The organism is Herpetosiphon sp., assembly GCF_003512625.1.
Lineage (GTDB): Bacteria > Chloroflexota > Chloroflexia > Chloroflexales > Herpetosiphonaceae > Herpetosiphon > Herpetosiphon aurantiacus.
Genome location: NZ_DOPT01000044.1, coordinates 48,872 through 68,152 on the forward strand (window position 1 = coordinate 48,872; position 19,281 = coordinate 68,152).

A 19,281-nucleotide genomic window follows, 5' to 3' on the forward strand; every position below is an offset into this window, starting at 1 on the left:
ATAACCCTATTAACGCAGAGACGCAGAGCTTTTTTGATCCACGAAGGACACGAAGCGCACGAAGGGAAGTTGATTACAGGCTTTAGGCTATGGGCTAGCGGGGGATTGGTTGAAATTTCATCAAATATTCCGCTAGCCTATTACATTCAGCCCATAGCCATTCTCTGCGCCTCTGGGTTAAAACCTGATCCCCGATCCCCGACAACCGATCTCCATTTGTTATCGATTCCGTCGTCGGCTCGTGGTTGCTGGTGCAGCGGCGGCAACTGGCTCAGCCTTGGCAGGCTCTGATTGGGGCGGCGTACCAGCTCGAATATGCAGCAGCAGACTATCGAATGGCTCTAAAATCAAGGTCAAATTCAACAAATCATCACGTCGCCAAGTGTTGCGCCCAGCGTATTCGACTGCTTGGCCGCGCACTAAATCAAACAAATGATAGTCACCTTCGACCATGTGCATACGATCAACGGGCATGCTCAGGGTGGCAGTGCGCCGATGTGGCCCCATATTCAGCACCACCGCCAAGCGTTCTTCGTGCCAAACCCGTAGCACGCTCCAAACTGAGGGCATATCGCAGGGCATGACGTTAAACAGTTGTTTGCCATAACGCAAAATTGGGTAGTTGGCACGAATGCTGAATAATTGTTTGAGCCAGGCTTCCTGTCCCACTTCCTGTCCCGTCCAAAGCATTGGCACAAAGCCACAGCCAACCATGCCAGTCAGCAGCAACCGCGCCAAACGCGAACCTCGCACGGCATCGGCAATCGGGTTGACATCGCGGGTATCGTGGGTTTCAGTAAAGCAAACTCGAATTGCTCCCTTGGGCAAAGCCAAAAAGTGATCTTCGAGCCATTCGCCCAATTCGTAGGGCGAGAGCACGCCCAAGCCAGCGTGGAAAAACATCAAATGCGCCAGATAATCGTAGGCAAAATCGTGATTAATTGGAAACAACGGGCCATACAATTCACACAATAATGCTGCTTGCGGGTTGATTTGGCGCAAGGCTTGGCGCATGCGCTCAACAATCGTCAATACGCCAAATGAGGTGCTAGCAGCCATCCGCTCCAAGCGCCGATCCCAATTTGGCTCCTTGCGATGTGGGGCATCAACTCGCCAGCCATCAATCTGATAGGTTTGGGCAAAACGAGTCGTCCAATCAACATAGAAATCTTGCACTTCAGGATTCGCCCAATCAAAGCTGTAGGTATCGTTCCAACCGTGCGATGAAACCAAGCGCCCCCGCTCATCGCGACAAAACCAGCCTGGCCGCTCTTGCACATAGCGGGCAGTGCGCGAGCAACCTTGCACCACCAGATCGCATAAAATTCGCATGCCCAAGGCGTGCGCTTGCTCAACCAAGACCTTAAATTCTTCGGCAGTGCCCAAGCTAGGCTCCAGCTGCTCAAAATCTTCGATCGCGTAGGGCGAACCAGAAGCCTGCCAGTTCATATCCCACGGCTGGTCCGAAAGATTGTGATAGCGCCAAATTGGCATGAGATTAATCGTATCGAAGCCCAAATCGCGCAAACGGGTTAGCTCTTGGCTAAATTTGGCAAAGCCACCCCATAAACCAACGTGCGTTTCATAAATATTGGCGGCGCAAACCCAATCGGGCACATCGGGCAAGGTCTGCACTCCCAGCACAGGCCAGGTGTTATGAAAGGCATGCATCGCATCGTACCAATTGCCATGCACCAACATACAATATTGCGTGCCGCCGCTCAGCGTGGCATCGGGCGCGAGCCAGCCAGCAATTTCAAGCTCGTGGCCGACCGTTAATGCCAAATCGTTGCCATCAATATCGGGCCAAGCCGATTGGCTTTTACTCCAATACCAACACAGCAAATTATCGCTCTCGCTGGTGCTGTGCAAGGCTAATAACCCGGGTCCACGATCTGGTGCATTTTCAAATAAGCGTCCACGGCGAATGGCTGGGGCAATCGTTTGCGTCGGCAATGTACCACGCCGCAATTTTGAAACTGCGGCAATATCCAGCCGTGGCCGAAAACTATTGCTAGGTGCTTCAAACCGAGCTTCGCTATAACTGCCAACCCGCGCATAGGGCCAACTCAACCGCACCCAATGTACCCGCGCCTCGTTGCCGCCACTGTTGGTCACAGCGACCGAACGCCGAATCAAGGTTCCAGTAATTTGCAAGCTATCGCTGATGCGCAAAAAGCCCAAGCCAATGTTGATCGTCAATTCAGTTACGCCGTCAACTTCACGGCCATGATGGCTTAAATAGCGGGGAAAATGAGTTTCGCTGACCCAACCATCGGCTAATTGCACATCGACCGACATGCCAATGCTACCGATATTCAAAATGTTGGCTTGGTTAGGGCGACGCAGCAAGGTGAGCATGCCTGTTGAGGTCGAAAACCCAAGCTCCATTTCGGCAGTGCTCACAACCAAATTTTGCTCATGCTGATATTCGTAATACATACAACATCTCGCACTGATAGGGCAATTGCGACCCATAGTTTGGCATAGCAAACCAAATTGACTTGCCAGCCGTAATCAATCATTAAAATTGCCCAAATATCCATCAGCATACCACAGCTTCGCCCAAGTTGAGAGTTTTCATCAAGCTTTTACGGCTGGCTTGACAGGTTTTGGCAGCTTTGGCGTGCTAGAGTGCTAGCAGAAATTGAGTTGGCAATGCGGCCAGCGGTTGCAACGAAGCACCACCAACCATTGTTGAAAGGACAAACTCATGCGTCAACCTGAACGTCCAGTTGGGATCGTTGGGTATGGAGCATATGTTCCGCGCTATCGAATTGCAGCCCAAGAGATCGCTCGAGTATGGGCCGCTGGCGAAGGAGCATTGCCAATTACATCAAAAAGTGTGCCTGGCCCCGATGAAGATACAATTACCATGGCGATTGAGGCAGGCCGGAATGCACTCAATCGGGCGCAACTCGACCCACAACAATTAGCCGCTGTGTGGGTTGGCAGCGAAAGCCACCCTTATAGTGTCAAGCCTAGCGGCACATTAGTCGCCGAAGCCCTTGGCACATCGCGCTGGATCAGCGCCGCCGATTGGGAATTTGCCTGCAAAGCTGGCACCGAGGCCTTGAGCGCAGGCATGGGCTTGGTTGGCAGTGGAATGGCTGATTATGTGCTAGCGATTGGCGCTGATACGGCCCAAGGTCGCCCAGGCGATGCTTTGGAATATACCGCTGCTGCCGCTGCGGGAGCGTTGATCGTCGGGCCTGCTCAGCAAGCGCTAGCCACTATTGAAGCAACCCTTTCGTATGTTTCTGATACCCCTGATTTCTTTCGCCGCGCTGATCGACCTTACCCGATGCATGGCAATCGCTTTACCGGCGAGCCAGCCTATTTTCACCACGTTAGCACTGCTGCCAAGCAATTGTTGGCCGAATTAGGTCGCACTGCTGCCGATTATCAATATGCTGTGTTTCACCAACCGAATGTTAAATTTCCGCAAACTGTTGCGAAACAGGTGGGTTTTGCTCCCGAACAATGCCAAGCTGGTTTGTTGGCGGGCGAAATTGGCAACAGCTATTCGGCAGCCTCAATGATTGGCTTATGTGCTGTGCTTGATGTGGCTCAAGCTGGCGACCGGATTTTGCTGGCTTCCTATGGCAGTGGAGCTGGCAGCGATGCCTATTCGTTAGTGGTAACTGAGGCTTTGGCGGCAGCTCGCAATTTAGCGCCACGCACCAGCGCCTATCTCAAACGTCGGCAATTAATCGATTATGCCACCTATGCCAAGTGGCGCGGCAAAATTGTTGAGTAAAGGGGTAGGAGCATGAACCAGGTTTTTATTGCAGGCACAGCTTGCACCGCCGTTCGCGAACATTATGATCGTTCGTTGCTCGATTTGGCCTTAGAGGCGCTGCATGGCGCGGTTGGTTCACTCGATCCAAGCTTAATTCAAGCGTTGTATGTTGGCAATGCGCTAGGCGATACGCTGAGTGAGCAAAGCCAATTGGGCGCGTATATCGCTGGCGCGGCTGGCTTGAACTGCGAAGCGGTACGGGTTGAAGCGGCTGGTGCTAGCGGCGCATTGGCTTTGCGTCAAGGCTATTTGGCAATTGCCAGCGGCCAGGCTGATGTGGTGGTCGTGCTAGGCGTTGAAAAGGCCACTGACAAACTCGATGCTGCTTTGCAGGCTGCCTTGGCCTTGGGCTTGGATGGCGAACTTGAACGGGCACTTGGGCTGACATTAACTGGGGCTTGGGCACTGTTGATGCAACGTTATTTGCATGAATATCAATTGCCAGCCACCGCCTTCGCGCCATTTGCGGTTAATGCACATGCCAATGGGGCTGGCAATCGCCATGCGCTGTATCGCTTTGCAATCAACGCTCAAAAATGGGCCAATGCCGGCCAAATTGCCGAGCCATTGAATATGCTCGATTGCTCGACGGTGGCCGATGGTGCAGCAGCAGTGGTGTTGGTCAGCCAACGCTATGCCCGCGAAATAGCGCAGCCAATCGCAATTGTGGGCAGCGCAACCAGCAGCACCAATGTTGCCTTGGCGCAACGCCCCGATCTGTTGTGGCTTGAAGCGGCAGCAGCTAGCGGTAACAACGCGTTGCAACAAGCTAAACTCAAGCGCGATGCAATTAACATCATCGAATTAAGCGACCCGCACGGGATTGCCGCAGCCTTGAGTTTAGAGGCACTTGGGTATGCCGAACGTGGTCATGCCACACAACTGGCCGCCGAAGGTGTGATTGCCAAGGATGGCGCGTTGCCTTTGGCGACTGCTGGGGGCTACAAAGCTCGTGGCGATGTTGGCGGCGCAACCGGAGTCTATCAAGTGGTTGAGTTAGTGGCTCAACTGCGCGGCCAAGCCGGAGCCAACCAAATTGCCAATGCCAAAACAGCCCTAGCCCAGTGCTTGGGTGGCGTTGGCGCAACTGCCGTGACTCATATTTTGCAAGTAGCGGAGGTCTAGATGAATTTACCAAAACAATGGCGACTCAAAGGCCAACGCTACCGCCTCGAAGGCCAGCGCCACAGCGATGGTCGGGTACGTTTTCCGGCTCAGCCAGCCAAATTAGGCGAGGCCAGCGACGCTTGGCAGCCTTATCAATTAGCCAACACTGGCGAACTCTACTCATGGACAGCCCAACGTAGCAATCGTAACGAATTTGACCACGAGCCAATTGTGCTGGTGGGCATGATCAAGCTGGCTGATGGTTGTATGATTACTGCTCAATTGACTGATTGCGAGCCAAGCGAGTTACAAATTGGCATGGCTATGGAAGCAGTGACCCGCAGTTGGGGCAAAGTTGGCGACGATGATTTGTTGGTCTATGGCTATAAATTCCGACCAAAACTAGCCGATTGATCCATGAAGGACACGAAGGGCACGAATGTTGAGTTAAGTAGAATCTTGAAAATTTATAAAAATGACAAAGAACCACTTAACCGAGCTTAGTGCTCTTCGTGTCCTTCATGGATCAACCCAACAAACGGGTTGGCACACCAACTGCCTTTGCTTGGCTGGGCAAATCGCGAATAACCACCGCGCCCGCCCCAACCACCGTCCATGCCCCGATGCTACGGCCTTGAATAACCTGTGCGCCCATTCCGAGCGAAACGCCTTCGCCAATCTGGCAGGTGCCAGCAACTCGCGAGCCAGGGTTGAGATTGCAAAATGCTGCCACAACGCTATCGTGGCTAACGCTCGCCCCAACATTCACGATACTATATTCGCCAATGACGGCAAGCGGCCCAACCACAGCATTGGGGAAAATCATTGCGCCTGCGCCAATCGTGGCATGCGGCGAAACCAGCGCATGAGGCGAGATTGCGCTGGTCGCTTGTAACTCTGCGCCAAATTGGTGGGCGATGCGCTGGCGAGTGGCATTATCACCAATCGCAACCACGACATGCACTTGAGCCAAACGGGTGGTCAGCCAATCGATTGGCCCCAACACCCGAATACCGAAAATGCTTGTACCATGCTGCGCAACGTCGTCGGTAAGCATGCCACGTAATGGGCCGCCTTTACCAGCCGCATGTTGGGCTTGCACAATTTCAGCTACCTCACGCGCATGGCCGCCAGTGCCAACAATAATTACTGGTCGCATTATTTACTCCGCAAATCTTTGGCCACGCCATCGCGCCCATAAATCCCAACTGGGCGTAAAATTGCCCCAATTGTCCGCCAAAGAATCAGCCTATCGAGCCGCCAACTCCAATGCTCAATATACCAACAATCAAGCTGAATCCGAGCAGCCCAATCGATATCGTTGCGGCCATTAACTTGGGCCCAGCCAGTAATCCCTGGGCGCACCGCCAACCGTTGACGCTGGTCGGGAGTATAACGCGCTACTTGTTCGGGCAAGCTGGGTCGCGGGCCGATTAAGCTCATCTCACCCCGCACAACATTCAATAATTGCGGCAATTCATCGAAACTCCAACGGCGCAACCATTGACCAACTCGCGTAATGCGTTGATCGTTGTGGGCGACCTCAATGCCCAAGCCTTGGCCTTCAGCATTCAGCACCATCGTGCGAAATTTATAGAAGGGAAATTCATGGCCATCGCGGCCAACCCGCGGGCGAATGTAGAAAATTGGGCCACGCGAGGTTAATTTAATCGCTAAGCTAATCAGCAGCAGCAATGGACTAAGCAGCAGCAAGCCCAAACCAGCCACAATCAGATCAAACCAACGTTTACTTGGCGCAAGCGGCTTTGCTGGCATGATTTGTCCTCTAGCTCAGACGTAGGCGTTCGATGCGGGCGAGCGCTTGCTCTAGCTCACGCGAAACTTCGCTTTTGACGATGCTCATCGGCACAACTTTGGCGACTGGCCCCAAAATTGGTTTAAGATCGAAGCTGAGGCTGGCATGCACTTTGGTGTTATTGGCATGAGGTTGGAGTTGCCAGTGAGCCATAATTGGCAAGGGTTGTTCGGCATCAAAGCGAATCGATTGTTGCTCGATCAGGCTAAATGTGCCTTGGGCGGCCTGCGTCCCAAGCGGAATGCCAAAATCGAAATAGGCAGTTACTGGTTGGCGATCATTAGCTAGCTCACTGACTTCGACGCGGGCGATGCGTGGCAAAATTCGCGGCAAATTATGCGGATTGGCCAACAGTTGCCAGAGTTCGCTGATTGGGCGGCGGAGTTGACGTTCGCGGGTAACGGTGATCATCGGCGCTCCTTAGGATTTGTGGCGGCCTTGGATCGCCGCTAGTTCCAATGAAAAGGCTTGAATTGGGGCATTCGGTCGCCATTGCGGCCAATTGCGGCCATAGCGCTCAGCTAGCGCCACCAGCGCAATGTGCGGGTCGGCCAAAGGCTGAGCGCTGGCTTGGGCAACAACTGAGCGAAACGTCCAATCAGGGTTAATCTGATCGGCTTCGATGCACCAGCCTTGGGGTTGCTGTTGCAATAGCTGGGCCAAGCGGCCCGTGGCGCGAATCGCAATCAACAGGCATTGATCGCGCCGCACAAAGGCCAAGGGCACGGCATAGCTGGCAGATCGCGCTTGATCAAAACCCGCAATGCGGAGCACCGACAGTTCATCGAGCAAAGCCAAGGCTTCGGCTGGCGCTAAAATACGCATCATAGGCCATGCTCCCAGCGTCGCCCGCCGATCCGTTCGATTTGAATACAACCAGTGGTGGCTTGGCTGATTGTCGTGATTACCGCGCGAGGCCCAGCCTTCAAGGCCTTGGTGGCTTGATCAAGAATTTGTTGCCAAAAGCCAGTGCCATATTTGAAGGCCAGCAAACGGGTGGCATGGGCATACTCCGCGCCCAGTGGCACATCGCGGTAGCGCCCCCAAACAAAGACACTGGTTGAAGATTCTGGATCAAAGGCATCGGCTTGTAAGCCCACGCCTTGGGGATAGCGCCGCAACAAATTCAGCTTGTGGCCAGGTTGAGTTGCAAAATAAATATGCGGTGCTTCGCAGACAAAAAAGAGCGGCGTAAGATTGCTCTGATTGTGGGCGTGATCGTGAGTTGCCAAGCGGCCAACTGCGGCTTTGGCTAAAAATGCCCAAATTTGCGCCGCATTTAATCGTTGCCCATCGCTTAATTGTTCGGTTTGCTGTTGCATAATGTCAATTATACGAGCAATTCGATTAAAAGAGTATCTATGCAGCCAAAAACCTTGTTTCGTACATCGCTAATTTTAGTTGCCGCAACCGCCGCCTATAAAGTGCTAGGGTTTGCTGAAAAAGTAGCTTTAGCCCATTTTTTTGGCACAAGCACGACCGCTGATGCCTATTTGGCCGGGGCAGCGGTGGTGTTATTGATGGGATTTTTACTAGGCGATATTGCCGGGCCAACCCTCGTTCCCATGATTTTGCACGATCAAACGAATAGTCCGCGCACGCTTCGCGCGAGTTTAGGCTTGGTAAGTTTGGCGGCAATTCCACTCACCGGTTTGGGTTGGCTTTATGCCGCGCAATTGGCCCGTTTATTTGGCCCAGGCTTCGATCAACCAACCTTGCTTATGACCACCACGATTATTCGAATTGGCTTATTGGCCTTTCCGGTGATGTGTTTCACAGCGGTATTGGGCGCGTGGTATCAAGCGTTTGAGCAATTCACTCGCCCAGCCTTGGCCGATTTGATGTTGAAATTAGCTCCCGTAATTGCTTTGATTGCAACTGGCAGCGTGTATGGCTTGGCTTGGGGCTTGGTGGTTGGGGCGGTTTTGCGATTAATACCCTTGTTGCAAGCCGATGTACCGTGGTTGCCAAGTTGGCGCTGGCGTGGAGCACGATTAACCACAGTTTTGCAGCATGCCTATCCCTTATTATTAACCTCACTGGTATCGGTGCATTTGATCAGCGTGATTGAGAATGCAATTGCCTCAACCGTTGGTGCTGGCGCGGTAGCGGCTCAAACCTATGCCCGCCGAATTGTCGAAGTGCCAATTATTTTGTTGCCGCAAGTGCTAGGCCGTGTGTTGTTTCCGGTGCTGACAGGTTTGGTATTGCAGCGCAATTATCAGGCCTTGCAACAATGGCTAGCACGTTGTTGGCGTTGGTCGTTGCTGCTCACCTTGCCGCTGATGGTCTTGGGCATGGTGCTATGCCAGCAGATTGTGGCCCTGTTGCTGCAACGTGGCGCGTTTGATCAACAATCGGTGCAGCTGACCAGCACCGCACTATGGGCGGCATTGCCTGGCTTGCCCGCTTTGGCATTGAGCACATTGCTAATTCGATTTAGTTATGCCATGGGCGATACCCGTTGGCCCAGTGTGATGCGAGTGCTCGGCGCGTTGTTACAAATTGGCTTGGCCTTGTGGTGGCGACGTTGGGGTTTAGCTGGGCTTGGTTGGGCAACCACGGTTTCGTTATGGGCTGAAACCTTGGCTTTGGCATGGTTGGCCCAAAAAACCGTTCAGCAACCAATTAAGCTTGATTGGCGTTTTATCTGGCAGGTACTGGCAGCCAGCAGTGCGGCGGGTGGTTTGGCATGGTGGGTAATCCAGAGTTGGCAACCATCTAGCCCCAGCAGTTTATTGCTCAGTTTAACCAGTGCCTCGGTTTTGGGCTTAATTGGCTTTATGGTAAGCTTGGCTTTGGGGCGCAATGTCGAAATCGGCTTGCTCTGGCAACGTTGGCAACAAGGAAAAATACAATGATTTGGCTGTATCTCAGTTTATTCGGGGTGAGTTTTTTGGCGGCCACAGTCTTGCCACTTGGCTCAGAGGCGGCCTTAGCGGCAATGGTCGTTCACGCCGAATCGCTATGGTTGCCATTGGTAATTGCCACCTTGGGTAATGTGCTTGGCTCGGCTACGACTTTTTGGCTTGGGCAACGAGCACGGACAGCCATCGATCATCGAAATCGCAAAATTGCTGAGCGCATGCAACGGGCTGAGCGTTGGCTGGGGCGTTGGGGTACGCCAGCCTTGATTTTGGCTTGGTTGCCAGTGATTGGTGATGTGTTGGTTGGGGTAGCCGGAGCCTTGGGCATGCCATGGTTGCCCAGTTTGGCTTGGATTACGCTAGGCAAGGCGTTGCGCTATGCAGCGATCGGCGCGGCGGTGCTATGGGTTTAATCCAAAACCCAAATACCCCTGTTTACGTAACAACGATATGCGATAATACAGCTAGGCTGCAACTACCCAGTTGACCATAACGTCCAAAGCAGCAGTGCAGCGAGTGATTCATGTGTTCTCGCAATGCAGCGAAAGGAAAATACAATGCGTTTGATTTTATATCTTGGCAAGGGTGGCGTTGGCAAAACCACAACCGCTGCGGCAACCGCCGTGCGAGCATCGCGCATGGGCTATCGAACCTTGGTGGTCAGCACCGATGTGGCTCACTCCTTGGCCGATGCGCTCGATTGCCAAGTTGGCCCTAGCCCCACCAAGCTGAGCGACAACCTTTGGGCCCAAGAAATCAATGTGTTGGAGGAAGTACGCCAACACTGGGGCGAGTTGCAAGGCTTTGTCTCCAATTTGCTCAAGCGCAAGGGCGTAAACGAAGTTGCCGCCGAAGAACTAGCAGTAATTCCAGGCATGGAAGAAGTTGTCAGTTTGTTACATATTCGCAAACAAGCGAAAGAAGGCAACTACGATGCAGTCATTGTTGATGCAGCGCCAACTGGCGAAACCGTGCGCTTGCTGACCATGCCCGAAACCTTTACTTGGTATGCTTCGCGGGTGATGCAATGGGAAACCAGCACCATGAAAGTGGCCAAGCCCTTGATTCGGGCATTGGTGCCAGCCTCGGATATGTTCGATACCTTGCCACGCTTTGTTGAGCAGGTTGAAGCGCTGCGGGCAACCTTAGCCGACCCCAAAATCAGTTCCTATCGTTTGGTGGTCAACCCCGAGCGCATGGTAATCAAAGAGGCTCAACGCGCCGCAACCTACTTGGCCTTGTATGGCTATCCGGTCGATGGCGTGGTGCTTAATCGGGTGATGCCTAGCGATGTGCGTGGCCATAGTTTTATCGAACAAATGCAAGAAATTCAGGCTAGCTATCGCGCTCAAGTTCATGATATTTTCACGCCACTGCCAATTTGGGAAGCCCCAATGTATGCCCGTGAGATCAAAGGGCTTGATGATTTGGCCGATGTGGGGGCAGCCTTATTTGGCGAGCGCAATCCACTTGATGTCTTTTATGTGGGTAAAACCATGGACATCACCAAGCAAGGCGATCAGTATGAGCTACGTTTGCCTTTACCACATGTCGAAGTTAATAAAGTCAATATGACCAAACGCGGCGATCAGCTGTTTATTGAAATTGGCAACTTCCGCCGCGAGATGATTTTACCGACGATGTTGGCTGATCGGCCAGCGCTACGCGCGGTGTTTCGCAATGGCGAGTTGGTCGTACAATTTGGTGCTCCCGCCCCACTCGAAGCTGTGTAATCGCGGAGTAGGCTATTGGCTAAAGGCGCTGGGCTATCGAAGATTGGCTGGAAATACCAACGATCGTCCCGATAGCCTAGATCCGCAAGCTTCGTGGATCAAAACAGATGCTTAAATCGTGAAGGACACGAAGTGACACAAAGGACTCTAGGCGTTAGGCTATCGGGGATTGGCTAGAAATACCAACCCATGTTCCGATAGCCCAAAGCCTAGAGCCTTATCTTTCATGTGCTTCGTGTCCTTCGTAGATCAAAACCTATTAGCCGCGGAAGCCACCACCACGGCGGTCATTGCCACCGTTACCTGGGCGTGGGCCACGGTCGCCGCCACCACCGCCACCGCGAGGGCCGCCTTTGCTACTGCTGCTCTTGCGTTGCTCAGCGGTTTCGCCAGTCAGAATTGCGCGACGTGAAAGGCTCAATTTGCCAGTGCCTGGCTCAACATCGATCACCATCACGGTCAATTCGTCGCCAATTTTGACCACATCTTCAACGTTTTCGACCCGCTTTTCATCAAGCTCGGAAACGTGAACCATGCCGTCTTTGCCTGGCAACACGTTGACGAACGCGCCATACGGCATAATCCGCACAACTTTACCAGTAAAGATTTCGCCAACTTTGGCTTCGCGGGTCAAGCCTTCGATCAACGATTGAGCCATGCGTGCGCCATCGGCATCGGGCGTGGTCACGAATACGCGGCCATCATCCTCAACATCAATTTGAGCACCAGTTTGCTCGATAATCGAGCGAATCGTCTTACCACCAGGCCCAATCAATGCCCCAATCTTCGATGGATCGATTTGCAGGGTGATAATCCGTGGCGCAAATTGGGAAATATCGTTGCGGGCAGTGTTGATAATTTCGTTCATCTTATCGAGAATGAACACACGCCCTTGGCGAGCTTGCTCAAATGCTTGCTGCATAATTTCATAGGTAATGCCCGTGGTTTTGATATCCATTTGCAGCGCGGTGATGCCAGCGGTCGTGCCAGCAACCTTGAAGTCCATATCGCCCAAAGCATCTTCCAAGCCTTGGATGTCGGTCAAAACGCTGAACTGACCAGCTTCTTTGCCAGTGATCAAGCCCATTGCCACGCCAGCAACTGGAGCTTTGATTGGCACACCAGCATCCATCAAGGCCAGCGATGAACCACACACCGAAGCCATTGACGATGAACCGTTCGAGGCCAAGACTTCCGAGACCAAGCGCATGGTGTAGGGGAACTTGTCTTTTTCAGGCAGGACTGGTACCAAAGCGCGTTCGGCCAACTTGCCATGGCCAATATCACGGCGACGTGGGCCGCGTGAAGGGCGAGCTTCGCCAGTCGAGAAGGCTGGGAAGTTGTAGTGGTGCATGTAGTGACGGGTGGTTTCGATGCCCAAATCGTCGAGCCGTTGCTCATCGCCAGGCGATCCAAGCGTTGCTACAGTGAGCACTTGGGTTTGACCACGGGTAAACAAGCCCGAGCCGTGAACGCGTGGCAAAACCCCAACATCGACCGCAATAGGCCGAATTTCGTTGACCTTGCGGCCATCGACGCGAATCCCTTGCTCAAGAATCGAAGCACGAACTTCATCTTTGACCAAGGCATCGTAGTTTTTCGTTACTGCCTTGACCCGAGCGGCCAATTCTTCTTCAGCTACACCAGCGCTGAATTGCTCCAACACATCGGTGCGCAAGCTATCGGTAGCAGCTTCACGGGCAGCTTTATCGCTATTGTTCAAGGCTTGCAAGAAGCGATTGCCCATCCAAGCTTTGATTTCGTCTTGGAGGCTAGTATCGACGACCGGAGCCACAAATTCTTTTTTGGGCTTGCCACATTTTTCGGCCAACTCAAGTTGGGCTTGAATCACCGCTTGCATGGCTTCGTGGCCGCGTTTGACCGCTTCGAGCATTTCAGCTTCGGTCAATTCGTAGGCGCTCGCTTCGACCATCATTACGGCTTCGCTGGTACCAGCAACCACCAAATCGAGGCGGCTATTTTCCATCAAGCCCATAACTGGGTTGACTGCAAAAACGCCATCGATATGACCCATTTGCACCGCACCAACTGGCGCAGCAAACGGAATATCGGAAATCACCAAGGCTGCCGAAGCACCAATAATTGCCAACGGCCCAGGATCATTAACTTGATCGGTTGAAAGCGTCGTAATCGAGACCTGCACGTCATTGTAATAACCTTTGGGAAACAAAGGTCGCAATGGACGGTCAGTCAAGCGCGAGGTTAAAATAGCAGTTTCGGTTGGGCGGCCTTCACGTTTGAAGAACGAACCGGGGATTTTACCTGCGGCATACATCTTTTCTTCATAGTCAACCGTCAGTGGGAAAAAATCAATCCCATCGCGTGGTTCGGCTGACGCGGTGACAGCGGCGAGCAAAACGGTATCGCCATATCGCACCAAAACTGCTCCATTGGCCAACTGCGCAACCCGACCTGCTTCAATTGTTAACGGGCGACCCGCCAGCTCGACAGTTACGCTATGAACTTGTTGTTCACTCAAAATGTGCCTCCAAACACCCCACTTGGGTGCTTCACGATGTGGAGCGTTAGGCACTGGAGCCTGCGCAGCAACTCCCTGTCACTGTTCACGCGCCAATTCCTAACGTCCACAAAACATCAGTGCGCCTCTTTTATTGCAATCATTGAGCCAGCGAGGCTATGTTTGGCTCAACACAAAAACGTCTGGGAGCAATTGTACTCCCAGACGTGTATTTTAGCATGCTTTGCAAGCACTCTACCCAATTTAGGCTTTGATCCGCAGACCCAAGCGTTCGCTGACAGCGCGGAACCGAGCATTATCTTTTTTGCTCAGGTAGGCCAACAAGCGACGGCGACGACCAACCAACTTCAGCAAACCACGGCGTGAGTGGTGGTCTTGCTTGTGCAACTTCAAGTGCTCGATCAATTGGTTGATGCGGTCGGTCAAAAGGGCAATTTGTACGTCTGCCGAGCCAGTATCTGATTCGTGCAGTTTATAGTTATTGATAACGGTTGACTTATCTTTTTCCAGCGACACAGTGTGCCTCCTTGAGTAATTGGGCATGGGAATGCCGGTTTTCCCACCCTTCCCTGTGCAACGCCATTCGCGGCACATTGGCTGCGAGTATACCAGCAAAATCGATTCTGTGCAAATCGATATGTCAAGCCGATTTAACATTTTGGATGAGAAGTGGATGAGAATTGCACTCGAAATTGCTCATGCTAATGGCCTAAAAGCAATTTCGCTGCTAGCTTGGGTAGTTGTAGCAATGGGTACTGCGCACCAAGCCTGTCGCTGGCGCAAAGCCACAACGCAGATACAATTGCGCTGCCGCCGGATTGCTCGTATATAAACTAATTTGCGCAAAGTGACCAGCAGCATGCTTCAAGCTATGCAGCACAATCTGTTGGGCCAAGCCATGCCGTCGCCAAGCTGGCAGCACATAGACATGGCGAATGCGCCCAATCTGAATGCTTGGTTGGTAGGGGTCGCGACTGATGCCGCCAATTGCCCGTAAACGCTGGCCTTGCCAAATGCCCCAAAAGCCCTCGCCAACTTGGGCAAAGGTTTGTACGCCACTCTGCCATTCATCGTAAAAACGTTGCACCATGCTATAGCCTTCGGCGGTGCTGGCGGCGATCAAAGGAGCCAATTCGGCGAGATGGTTGTGGTTGAATGTTCGTAGCTCCTGCATACCCAAACTCCCTTGCTAAATTGAAAATAGCCCTTGCAACCCAGCCAATTCGTTTTTGGGGTCGCGCTGCATCAAATCGAGGCCTGCTTGCTGTGGCGATTTGCCCTCAAATAAGACGCGATACAACTCATCAGCAATTGGCAATTCGACTCCATACTGCTCGGCCAATTGACGGGCCGTGGCAGTGGTATTCACGCCTTCGGCCACCTGCCCAAGCTGAGCCAAAGCCATTTCGAGCGATTGGCCACGGGCTAAGGCTTCACCCAAGCGGCGATTGCGGCTGTGCGGCGAGGCACACGTGGCAATTAAATCACCTAAGCCCGCCAAGCCTGCAAAGGTCAGCGGATGTGCGCCGCGTGCCATGCCCAAACGGGTCATTTCGGCCAAACCACGGGTGATAAATGCCGCTTTGGCATTATCGCCCAAGCCCATGCCATCGCAAATGCCCGCGCCGAGTGCCACAATATTTTTGAGTGCCCCGCCCAGCTCAACCCCAACCACATCACTCGAACGATAGATCCGCAGCAGATTGGTGGTGAGCAAGCTCTGCGCCCGCTGCCCAGCTTGATCATCGCTTAATGCTACAACACTGGTTGCAGGCAGGCCTTGGGCAATTTCGTTGGCAATATTTGGCCCCGAAAGTGCCCCAATCAAGCCACGGGGATGCGGCGCAAGCGCCTCGGCCAGCACTTCGCTCATGGTTTCAAGGCTGCCCGACTCGATACCCTTAGCGCAACTCAAAATAATACTATCGGCAACGAGCTGTGGAGCAAGTTGGAGCGCATTGCTGCGAATCGTTTTCGAAGGCACAGCGAGGAGAATAACTTGGGCTTGAGCGGCCAGCGCGAGATCACAGGCCAAGCCCAAATTTGCTGGAAAGCGCTGCCCAGGCAAAAAGCGGCTGTTTTCGCCAGCAGCCTGCAATTGGGCAACTTCAGCTTGGTTGCGGCCAAATAGCGTGACATTCCGCCCGCCGCGAGCCAAAACCAAGGCTAAAGTTGTGCCCCAATTGCCAGTGCCAATGACAGCTACATCAAGCCGTTGGTTCATAATTGTGTCTCCAAATGTTGCGATTCAGGTGCTCTTAGCATACCATTATTCCTAAGCGTCCCACATTGAACAATCATGAACCAGCAATTGCAGGTTGTGACCTAAGCTGCGGTTTTGGCCGAATGTAGCGAAATGTTTACAGCAGGTTGGGGTTAAAAAGCGGTAGAATCAAACCAGCGACAAACTTGCAATTAGCATCAAAGGTGGTCTGGTATGGCTCCGGAAACAATTTATTTAGATCATGCAGCGACGACTGCGACCGATCCAAGGGTGGTTGAGGCCATGCTGCCCTACTTCAACACGGCCTATGGCAATCCCTCGAGCATCTATCGGCTGGGCCGCGCAGCGCTCGAAGGCGTAGATGAAGCCCGCGAAACCGTTGCGAGTTTGCTAGGAGCAAAACGCAAAGAAATTGTGTTTACCAGCGGCGGCTCCGAAGCCGATAATTTGGCGATCAAGGGCGTGGCATTTGCTCAGCGTGATGCAGGCAAAGGCAATCACATCATCACCAGTGCCATTGAACATCACGCGGTGCTGCATGCAGTGGAATATCTCGAACACTTTGGCTTTGAAATCACGATTTTGCCGGTCGATAGCACGGGTTTGGTTGCCGTGGCCGATTTACGGGCCGCGATTCGCCCAACCACGGTGTTGGTCAGCATTATGGCCGCCAACAACGAGATTGGCACGATTCAGCCAATTGCCGAATTGGGCGCGGTTTGTCGCGAGCACAATGTGCTGTTTCATACCGATGCCGTGCAGTTGATCGGGGCGCAACCAATTAATGTTAAAGAATTGAATGTTGATTTGTTGAGCCTAACTGCGCATAAATTTTATGGTCCCAAAGGCGTAGGCGCGTTGTATATGCGGCGCGGCGTACCCTTGCTACCGTTGATTAATGGTGGCTCACAGGAACGGCGGTTACGCGCTGGCACCGAAAATGTGCCTGGGATCGTTGGGCTAGCCAAAGCCTTGCAACTTGCCGTCGATGAATTGCCACAAAGCAGCAACCAACTAACCAGCCTGCGCGATCGGCTGATTAGCGGAATTGAGGCAGCAATCCCGCATGTCTATTTAAATGGCCATCGCAGCCAGCGTTTGCCCAATAATGTCAACATGTCGTTTGATTTTATTGAGGGCGAAAGCATGTTGTTGTTGCTTGATCAGCAGGGCATTTATGCCTCGAGTGGCTCGGCCTGCACCAGCGGTTCGCTTGACCCATCGCATGTTCTGATGGCCTTGGGCTTGAGTGCCGAACGCGCTCATGGCAGCCTGCGCATGACCCTTGGCCGCGAGAACACCGCCGAGCAAATCGAGCGCGTCTTAGCATTGTTGCCGCCAATCGTCGAGCGCTTGCGGGCAGTTTCGCCGATGTATCGCCATTTCTTGGCGGAACAAACTGTTTATTAAGCTTGTCAATCCCTCTCCCCCGCCTCTCTCCTACTGCGGCGGGCAGGGGCATTCCAAGCTTCATAATCGAGGGATTCCGCCTCGCGTGCGGGAGCGGAGGCTAAAATACAAGGAAAGGTTTTAAGATCCCTCACCCCCAACCCCTCTCCCACTGCGGCGGGAGAGGGGCGATCCAGTGATCATGATCAAGGGTTTCCCCCTCGCCTCGCCTGCGGGAGAGGGGGCTAGGGGGTGAGGGCATGATAATTACCTAATTTACCCCAGATTCGCTAGCCCCGCCTGAGCGATGTTCTGGTATAATGTCACGCTAGACTGCCTTCGTTGGCGATAGTTAAAGATCGCTTAAATACCATATACTTTGGAGATCGTGTGAAAGTCACAACTGAACAATTACCAAAGCGCATTGTTGCGCTTGAGATCGAGCCAGACGCAGCGACGATAGAAAAAGAATTGAACAAGGCCGCGCAACGGATTGCCAGCAAGGTTGCCATTCCAGGCTTCCGCAAAGGTAAAGCTCCTCGCTTTATCGTTGAAAACTACTATGGCAAGGCCGCAATTTTAGAAGAAGCGACCGACGAAATTATCAATGTAGCCTTCCGCGCTGCACTCGAACAAGAAAATATCAAGCCAGTCGCTCAAGCTTCCTTAGAAAAATTAGAGCCAGAGCCATTCCGCTTCCGTATCTTGGTTCCGGTTGAGCCAGAAGTGATCTTGCCCGATTACAAGGCGATCACGGTTGATCTCACCGAAGAACCAGTTACCGATGCAACCTTGGAAGTTGCCTTGGATCAAGCTCGTGAAAAACACGTCGTTTTGAGCGCTCCCGAAGGCGAGCCAGAAGCCGCTGAAGGCGATCAACTCACCGCAACCGTCCAAACCTTGGTCGATGGTGTGCCTTTGCATAAACTCGACGAAGAGGATGATGACGATGATGACGATGACGACGACGATGATGATGACGACGACGATGATGATGATGATGATGACGATGATGACGATGACGATGACGATGATGACGACGACGACGATGACGATGATGACGACGATGACGACGATGACGATGATGAAGGCGAACCAACGACCTTAATCATGGAAGAACGCCGCATCGTGCCTGAACTGTATGCAGGCTTGAAAGGCATCAAAGCTGGTGAAACTCGCGAAATCAGCGCTCACCTGCCAGCCGATCATCCAGATGCACGGGTTGCCGATAAAGATGTTGTATTCAAAGTAACTGTCAGCGAAATTCAAAATCGCCAATTGCCAGCATGGGAAGAACTCCCAGGTTTGGAAGAATTTGAAGGCGATTTGGATGCCTACAAGGCTGACCTCATGGAGCGTTTGGTCAAGAATTCAGGCGATCACCATCGCCGCAATGTCTTGAACCAATACCTCGAAGAAGTTGTCGCTGCAACCAGCTTCGATGTGCCCGATGCCTTGATTGCTGAACGCGCCCACGAATTGCTCCACGAGCAAGTTGAATCGTTGGCTCGCTATGGCATCAACATGGAGCAATACCTGCAAATCGTTGGCAAAACCCACGACGAAGCAGTCCAAGAATTGTTGCCCCGTGGCGAAGAAAGCTTGAAATCATCGTTGGTTGTGCGCAAAATCGTTGAAGCCGAAGGCTTGAGCGTTGACGAAAGCGAAATCAATGCTGAAATCGAACGCATCTTGAACGATTTCCCTGATGCCCAACGTGGCCCAGCCCGCCGCCGCCTCGAAAAAGAATTGCGGCCTCAAGTTGCTGGCTCGTTGCTCGACAAGAAATTGCAAGATCGCTTGGTCGAATTGGCAACTGGCAACGCCGCTGCCTAATTCCAAA

General features: G+C 52.8%; 18 protein-coding genes. 8 read left to right on the plus strand and 10 right to left on the minus strand.

What is annotated here, in order from left to right:
* Positions 1-219: 219 nt before the first annotated feature.
* Positions 220-2,442, minus strand: coding sequence for an alpha-amylase family glycosyl hydrolase (locus DEF47_RS09770; protein WP_287045111.1), 2,223 nt, complete (start codon positions 2,440-2,442; stop codon positions 220-222).
* Between the two features lie 271 nt (positions 2,443-2,713).
* Between DEF47_RS09770 and DEF47_RS09775 the strand changes: the two genes are divergently transcribed.
* Genes DEF47_RS09775 through DEF47_RS09785 form a run of 3 tightly spaced genes read left to right on the plus strand, consistent with a single transcriptional unit; the run spans position 2,714 to position 5,323 of the window.
* Positions 2,714-3,760 carry a hydroxymethylglutaryl-CoA synthase gene (locus tag DEF47_RS09775; RefSeq protein WP_012191396.1) on the plus strand — a complete coding sequence of 349 codons (1,047 nt, stop codon included), beginning with the start codon at positions 2,714-2,716 and terminating at the stop codon, positions 3,758-3,760.
* A gap of 12 nt (positions 3,761-3,772) precedes the next feature.
* Positions 3,773-4,927 (plus strand): thiolase C-terminal domain-containing protein, encoded by a 1,155-nt coding sequence (locus tag DEF47_RS09780; RefSeq protein ID WP_012191397.1) that lies wholly within the window; start codon positions 3,773-3,775, stop codon positions 4,925-4,927.
* A complete protein-coding gene (locus DEF47_RS09785) occupies positions 4,928-5,323 on the plus strand; it encodes a Zn-ribbon domain-containing OB-fold protein (protein WP_012191398.1) in 396 nt (131 codons plus the stop codon).
* A gap of 112 nt (positions 5,324-5,435) precedes the next feature.
* Here DEF47_RS09785 and DEF47_RS09790 read toward each other — a convergent pair whose 3' ends face one another.
* Genes DEF47_RS09790 through DEF47_RS09810 form a run of 5 tightly spaced genes read right to left on the minus strand, consistent with a single transcriptional unit; the run spans position 5,436 to position 8,047 of the window.
* Positions 5,436-6,068 carry an acetyltransferase gene (locus DEF47_RS09790; RefSeq protein WP_012191399.1) on the minus strand — a complete coding sequence of 211 codons (633 nt, stop codon included), beginning with the start codon at positions 6,066-6,068 and terminating at the stop codon, positions 5,436-5,438.
* A complete protein-coding gene (locus DEF47_RS09795; RefSeq protein ID WP_012191400.1) occupies positions 6,068-6,685 on the minus strand; it encodes a sugar transferase in 618 nt (205 codons plus the stop codon). The genes DEF47_RS09790 and DEF47_RS09795 overlap by 1 nt, the downstream gene beginning before the upstream one ends.
* Positions 6,686-6,695: 10 nt before the next feature.
* Positions 6,696-7,136 (minus strand): SRPBCC family protein, encoded by a 441-nt coding sequence (locus tag DEF47_RS09800; protein ID WP_012191401.1) that lies wholly within the window; start codon positions 7,134-7,136, stop codon positions 6,696-6,698.
* Between the two features lie 9 nt (positions 7,137-7,145).
* A complete protein-coding gene (locus DEF47_RS09805; protein ID WP_012191402.1) occupies positions 7,146-7,553 on the minus strand; it encodes a pyridoxamine 5'-phosphate oxidase family protein in 408 nt (135 codons plus the stop codon).
* Positions 7,550-8,047: a pyridoxamine 5'-phosphate oxidase family protein gene (locus tag DEF47_RS09810; RefSeq protein WP_012191403.1), complete on the minus strand. Its 498-nt coding sequence runs from the start codon at positions 8,045-8,047 to the stop codon at positions 7,550-7,552. The genes DEF47_RS09805 and DEF47_RS09810 overlap by 4 nt, the downstream gene beginning before the upstream one ends.
* A 39-nt stretch (positions 8,048-8,086) precedes the next feature.
* On the opposite strand from DEF47_RS09810, the gene murJ reads away from it, so the two are divergent.
* The 3 genes from murJ to DEF47_RS09825 all read left to right on the plus strand — a co-directional run bounded on the left by murJ (position 8,087) and on the right by DEF47_RS09825 (position 11,325).
* Positions 8,087-9,586, plus strand: coding sequence for a murein biosynthesis integral membrane protein MurJ (murJ, locus tag DEF47_RS09815; protein ID WP_012191404.1), 1,500 nt, complete (start codon positions 8,087-8,089; stop codon positions 9,584-9,586).
* Positions 9,583-10,005, plus strand: a complete 423-nt coding sequence (locus DEF47_RS09820) for a YqaA family protein (protein WP_012191405.1) — start codon at positions 9,583-9,585, stop codon at positions 10,003-10,005. The genes murJ and DEF47_RS09820 overlap by 4 nt, the downstream gene beginning before the upstream one ends.
* Positions 10,006-10,149: 144 nt before the next feature.
* Entirely contained in the window at positions 10,150-11,325 is a 1,176-nt protein-coding gene (locus DEF47_RS09825) for an ArsA family ATPase (protein WP_012191406.1), read from the plus strand.
* 259 nt (positions 11,326-11,584) lie between these two features.
* Here DEF47_RS09825 and pnp read toward each other — a convergent pair whose 3' ends face one another.
* The 4 genes from pnp to DEF47_RS09845 all read right to left on the minus strand — a co-directional run bounded on the left by pnp (position 11,585) and on the right by DEF47_RS09845 (position 16,049).
* Positions 11,585-13,825: a polyribonucleotide nucleotidyltransferase gene (pnp, locus tag DEF47_RS09830; RefSeq protein ID WP_287045112.1), complete on the minus strand. Its 2,241-nt coding sequence runs from the start codon at positions 13,823-13,825 to the stop codon at positions 11,585-11,587.
* Between the two features lie 243 nt (positions 13,826-14,068).
* Positions 14,069-14,341, minus strand: coding sequence for a 30S ribosomal protein S15 (gene rpsO / locus DEF47_RS09835; protein ID WP_012191408.1), 273 nt, complete (start codon positions 14,339-14,341; stop codon positions 14,069-14,071).
* Between the two features lie 211 nt (positions 14,342-14,552).
* A complete protein-coding gene (locus tag DEF47_RS09840; RefSeq protein ID WP_012191409.1) occupies positions 14,553-14,999 on the minus strand; it encodes a GNAT family N-acetyltransferase in 447 nt (148 codons plus the stop codon).
* Positions 15,000-15,014: 15 nt separating this feature from the next.
* Complete coding sequence (locus DEF47_RS09845) at positions 15,015-16,049, minus strand: NAD(P)H-dependent glycerol-3-phosphate dehydrogenase (RefSeq protein WP_012191410.1); 1,035 nt, start codon at positions 16,047-16,049, stop codon at positions 15,015-15,017.
* A 213-nt stretch (positions 16,050-16,262) separates the two neighbouring features.
* On the opposite strand from DEF47_RS09845, the gene nifS reads away from it, so the two are divergent.
* Both nifS and DEF47_RS09855 read left to right on the plus strand, forming a co-directional pair.
* The gene (nifS, locus tag DEF47_RS09850) at positions 16,263-17,459 is read left to right on the plus strand and encodes a cysteine desulfurase NifS (protein ID WP_012191411.1); all 1,197 of its coding nucleotides are present in this window, start codon (positions 16,263-16,265) and stop codon (positions 17,457-17,459) included.
* A 369-nt stretch (positions 17,460-17,828) separates the two neighbouring features.
* Entirely contained in the window at positions 17,829-19,274 is a 1,446-nt protein-coding gene (locus DEF47_RS09855) for a trigger factor (RefSeq protein WP_012191412.1), read from the plus strand.
* Positions 19,275-19,281 lie beyond the last annotated feature (7 nt).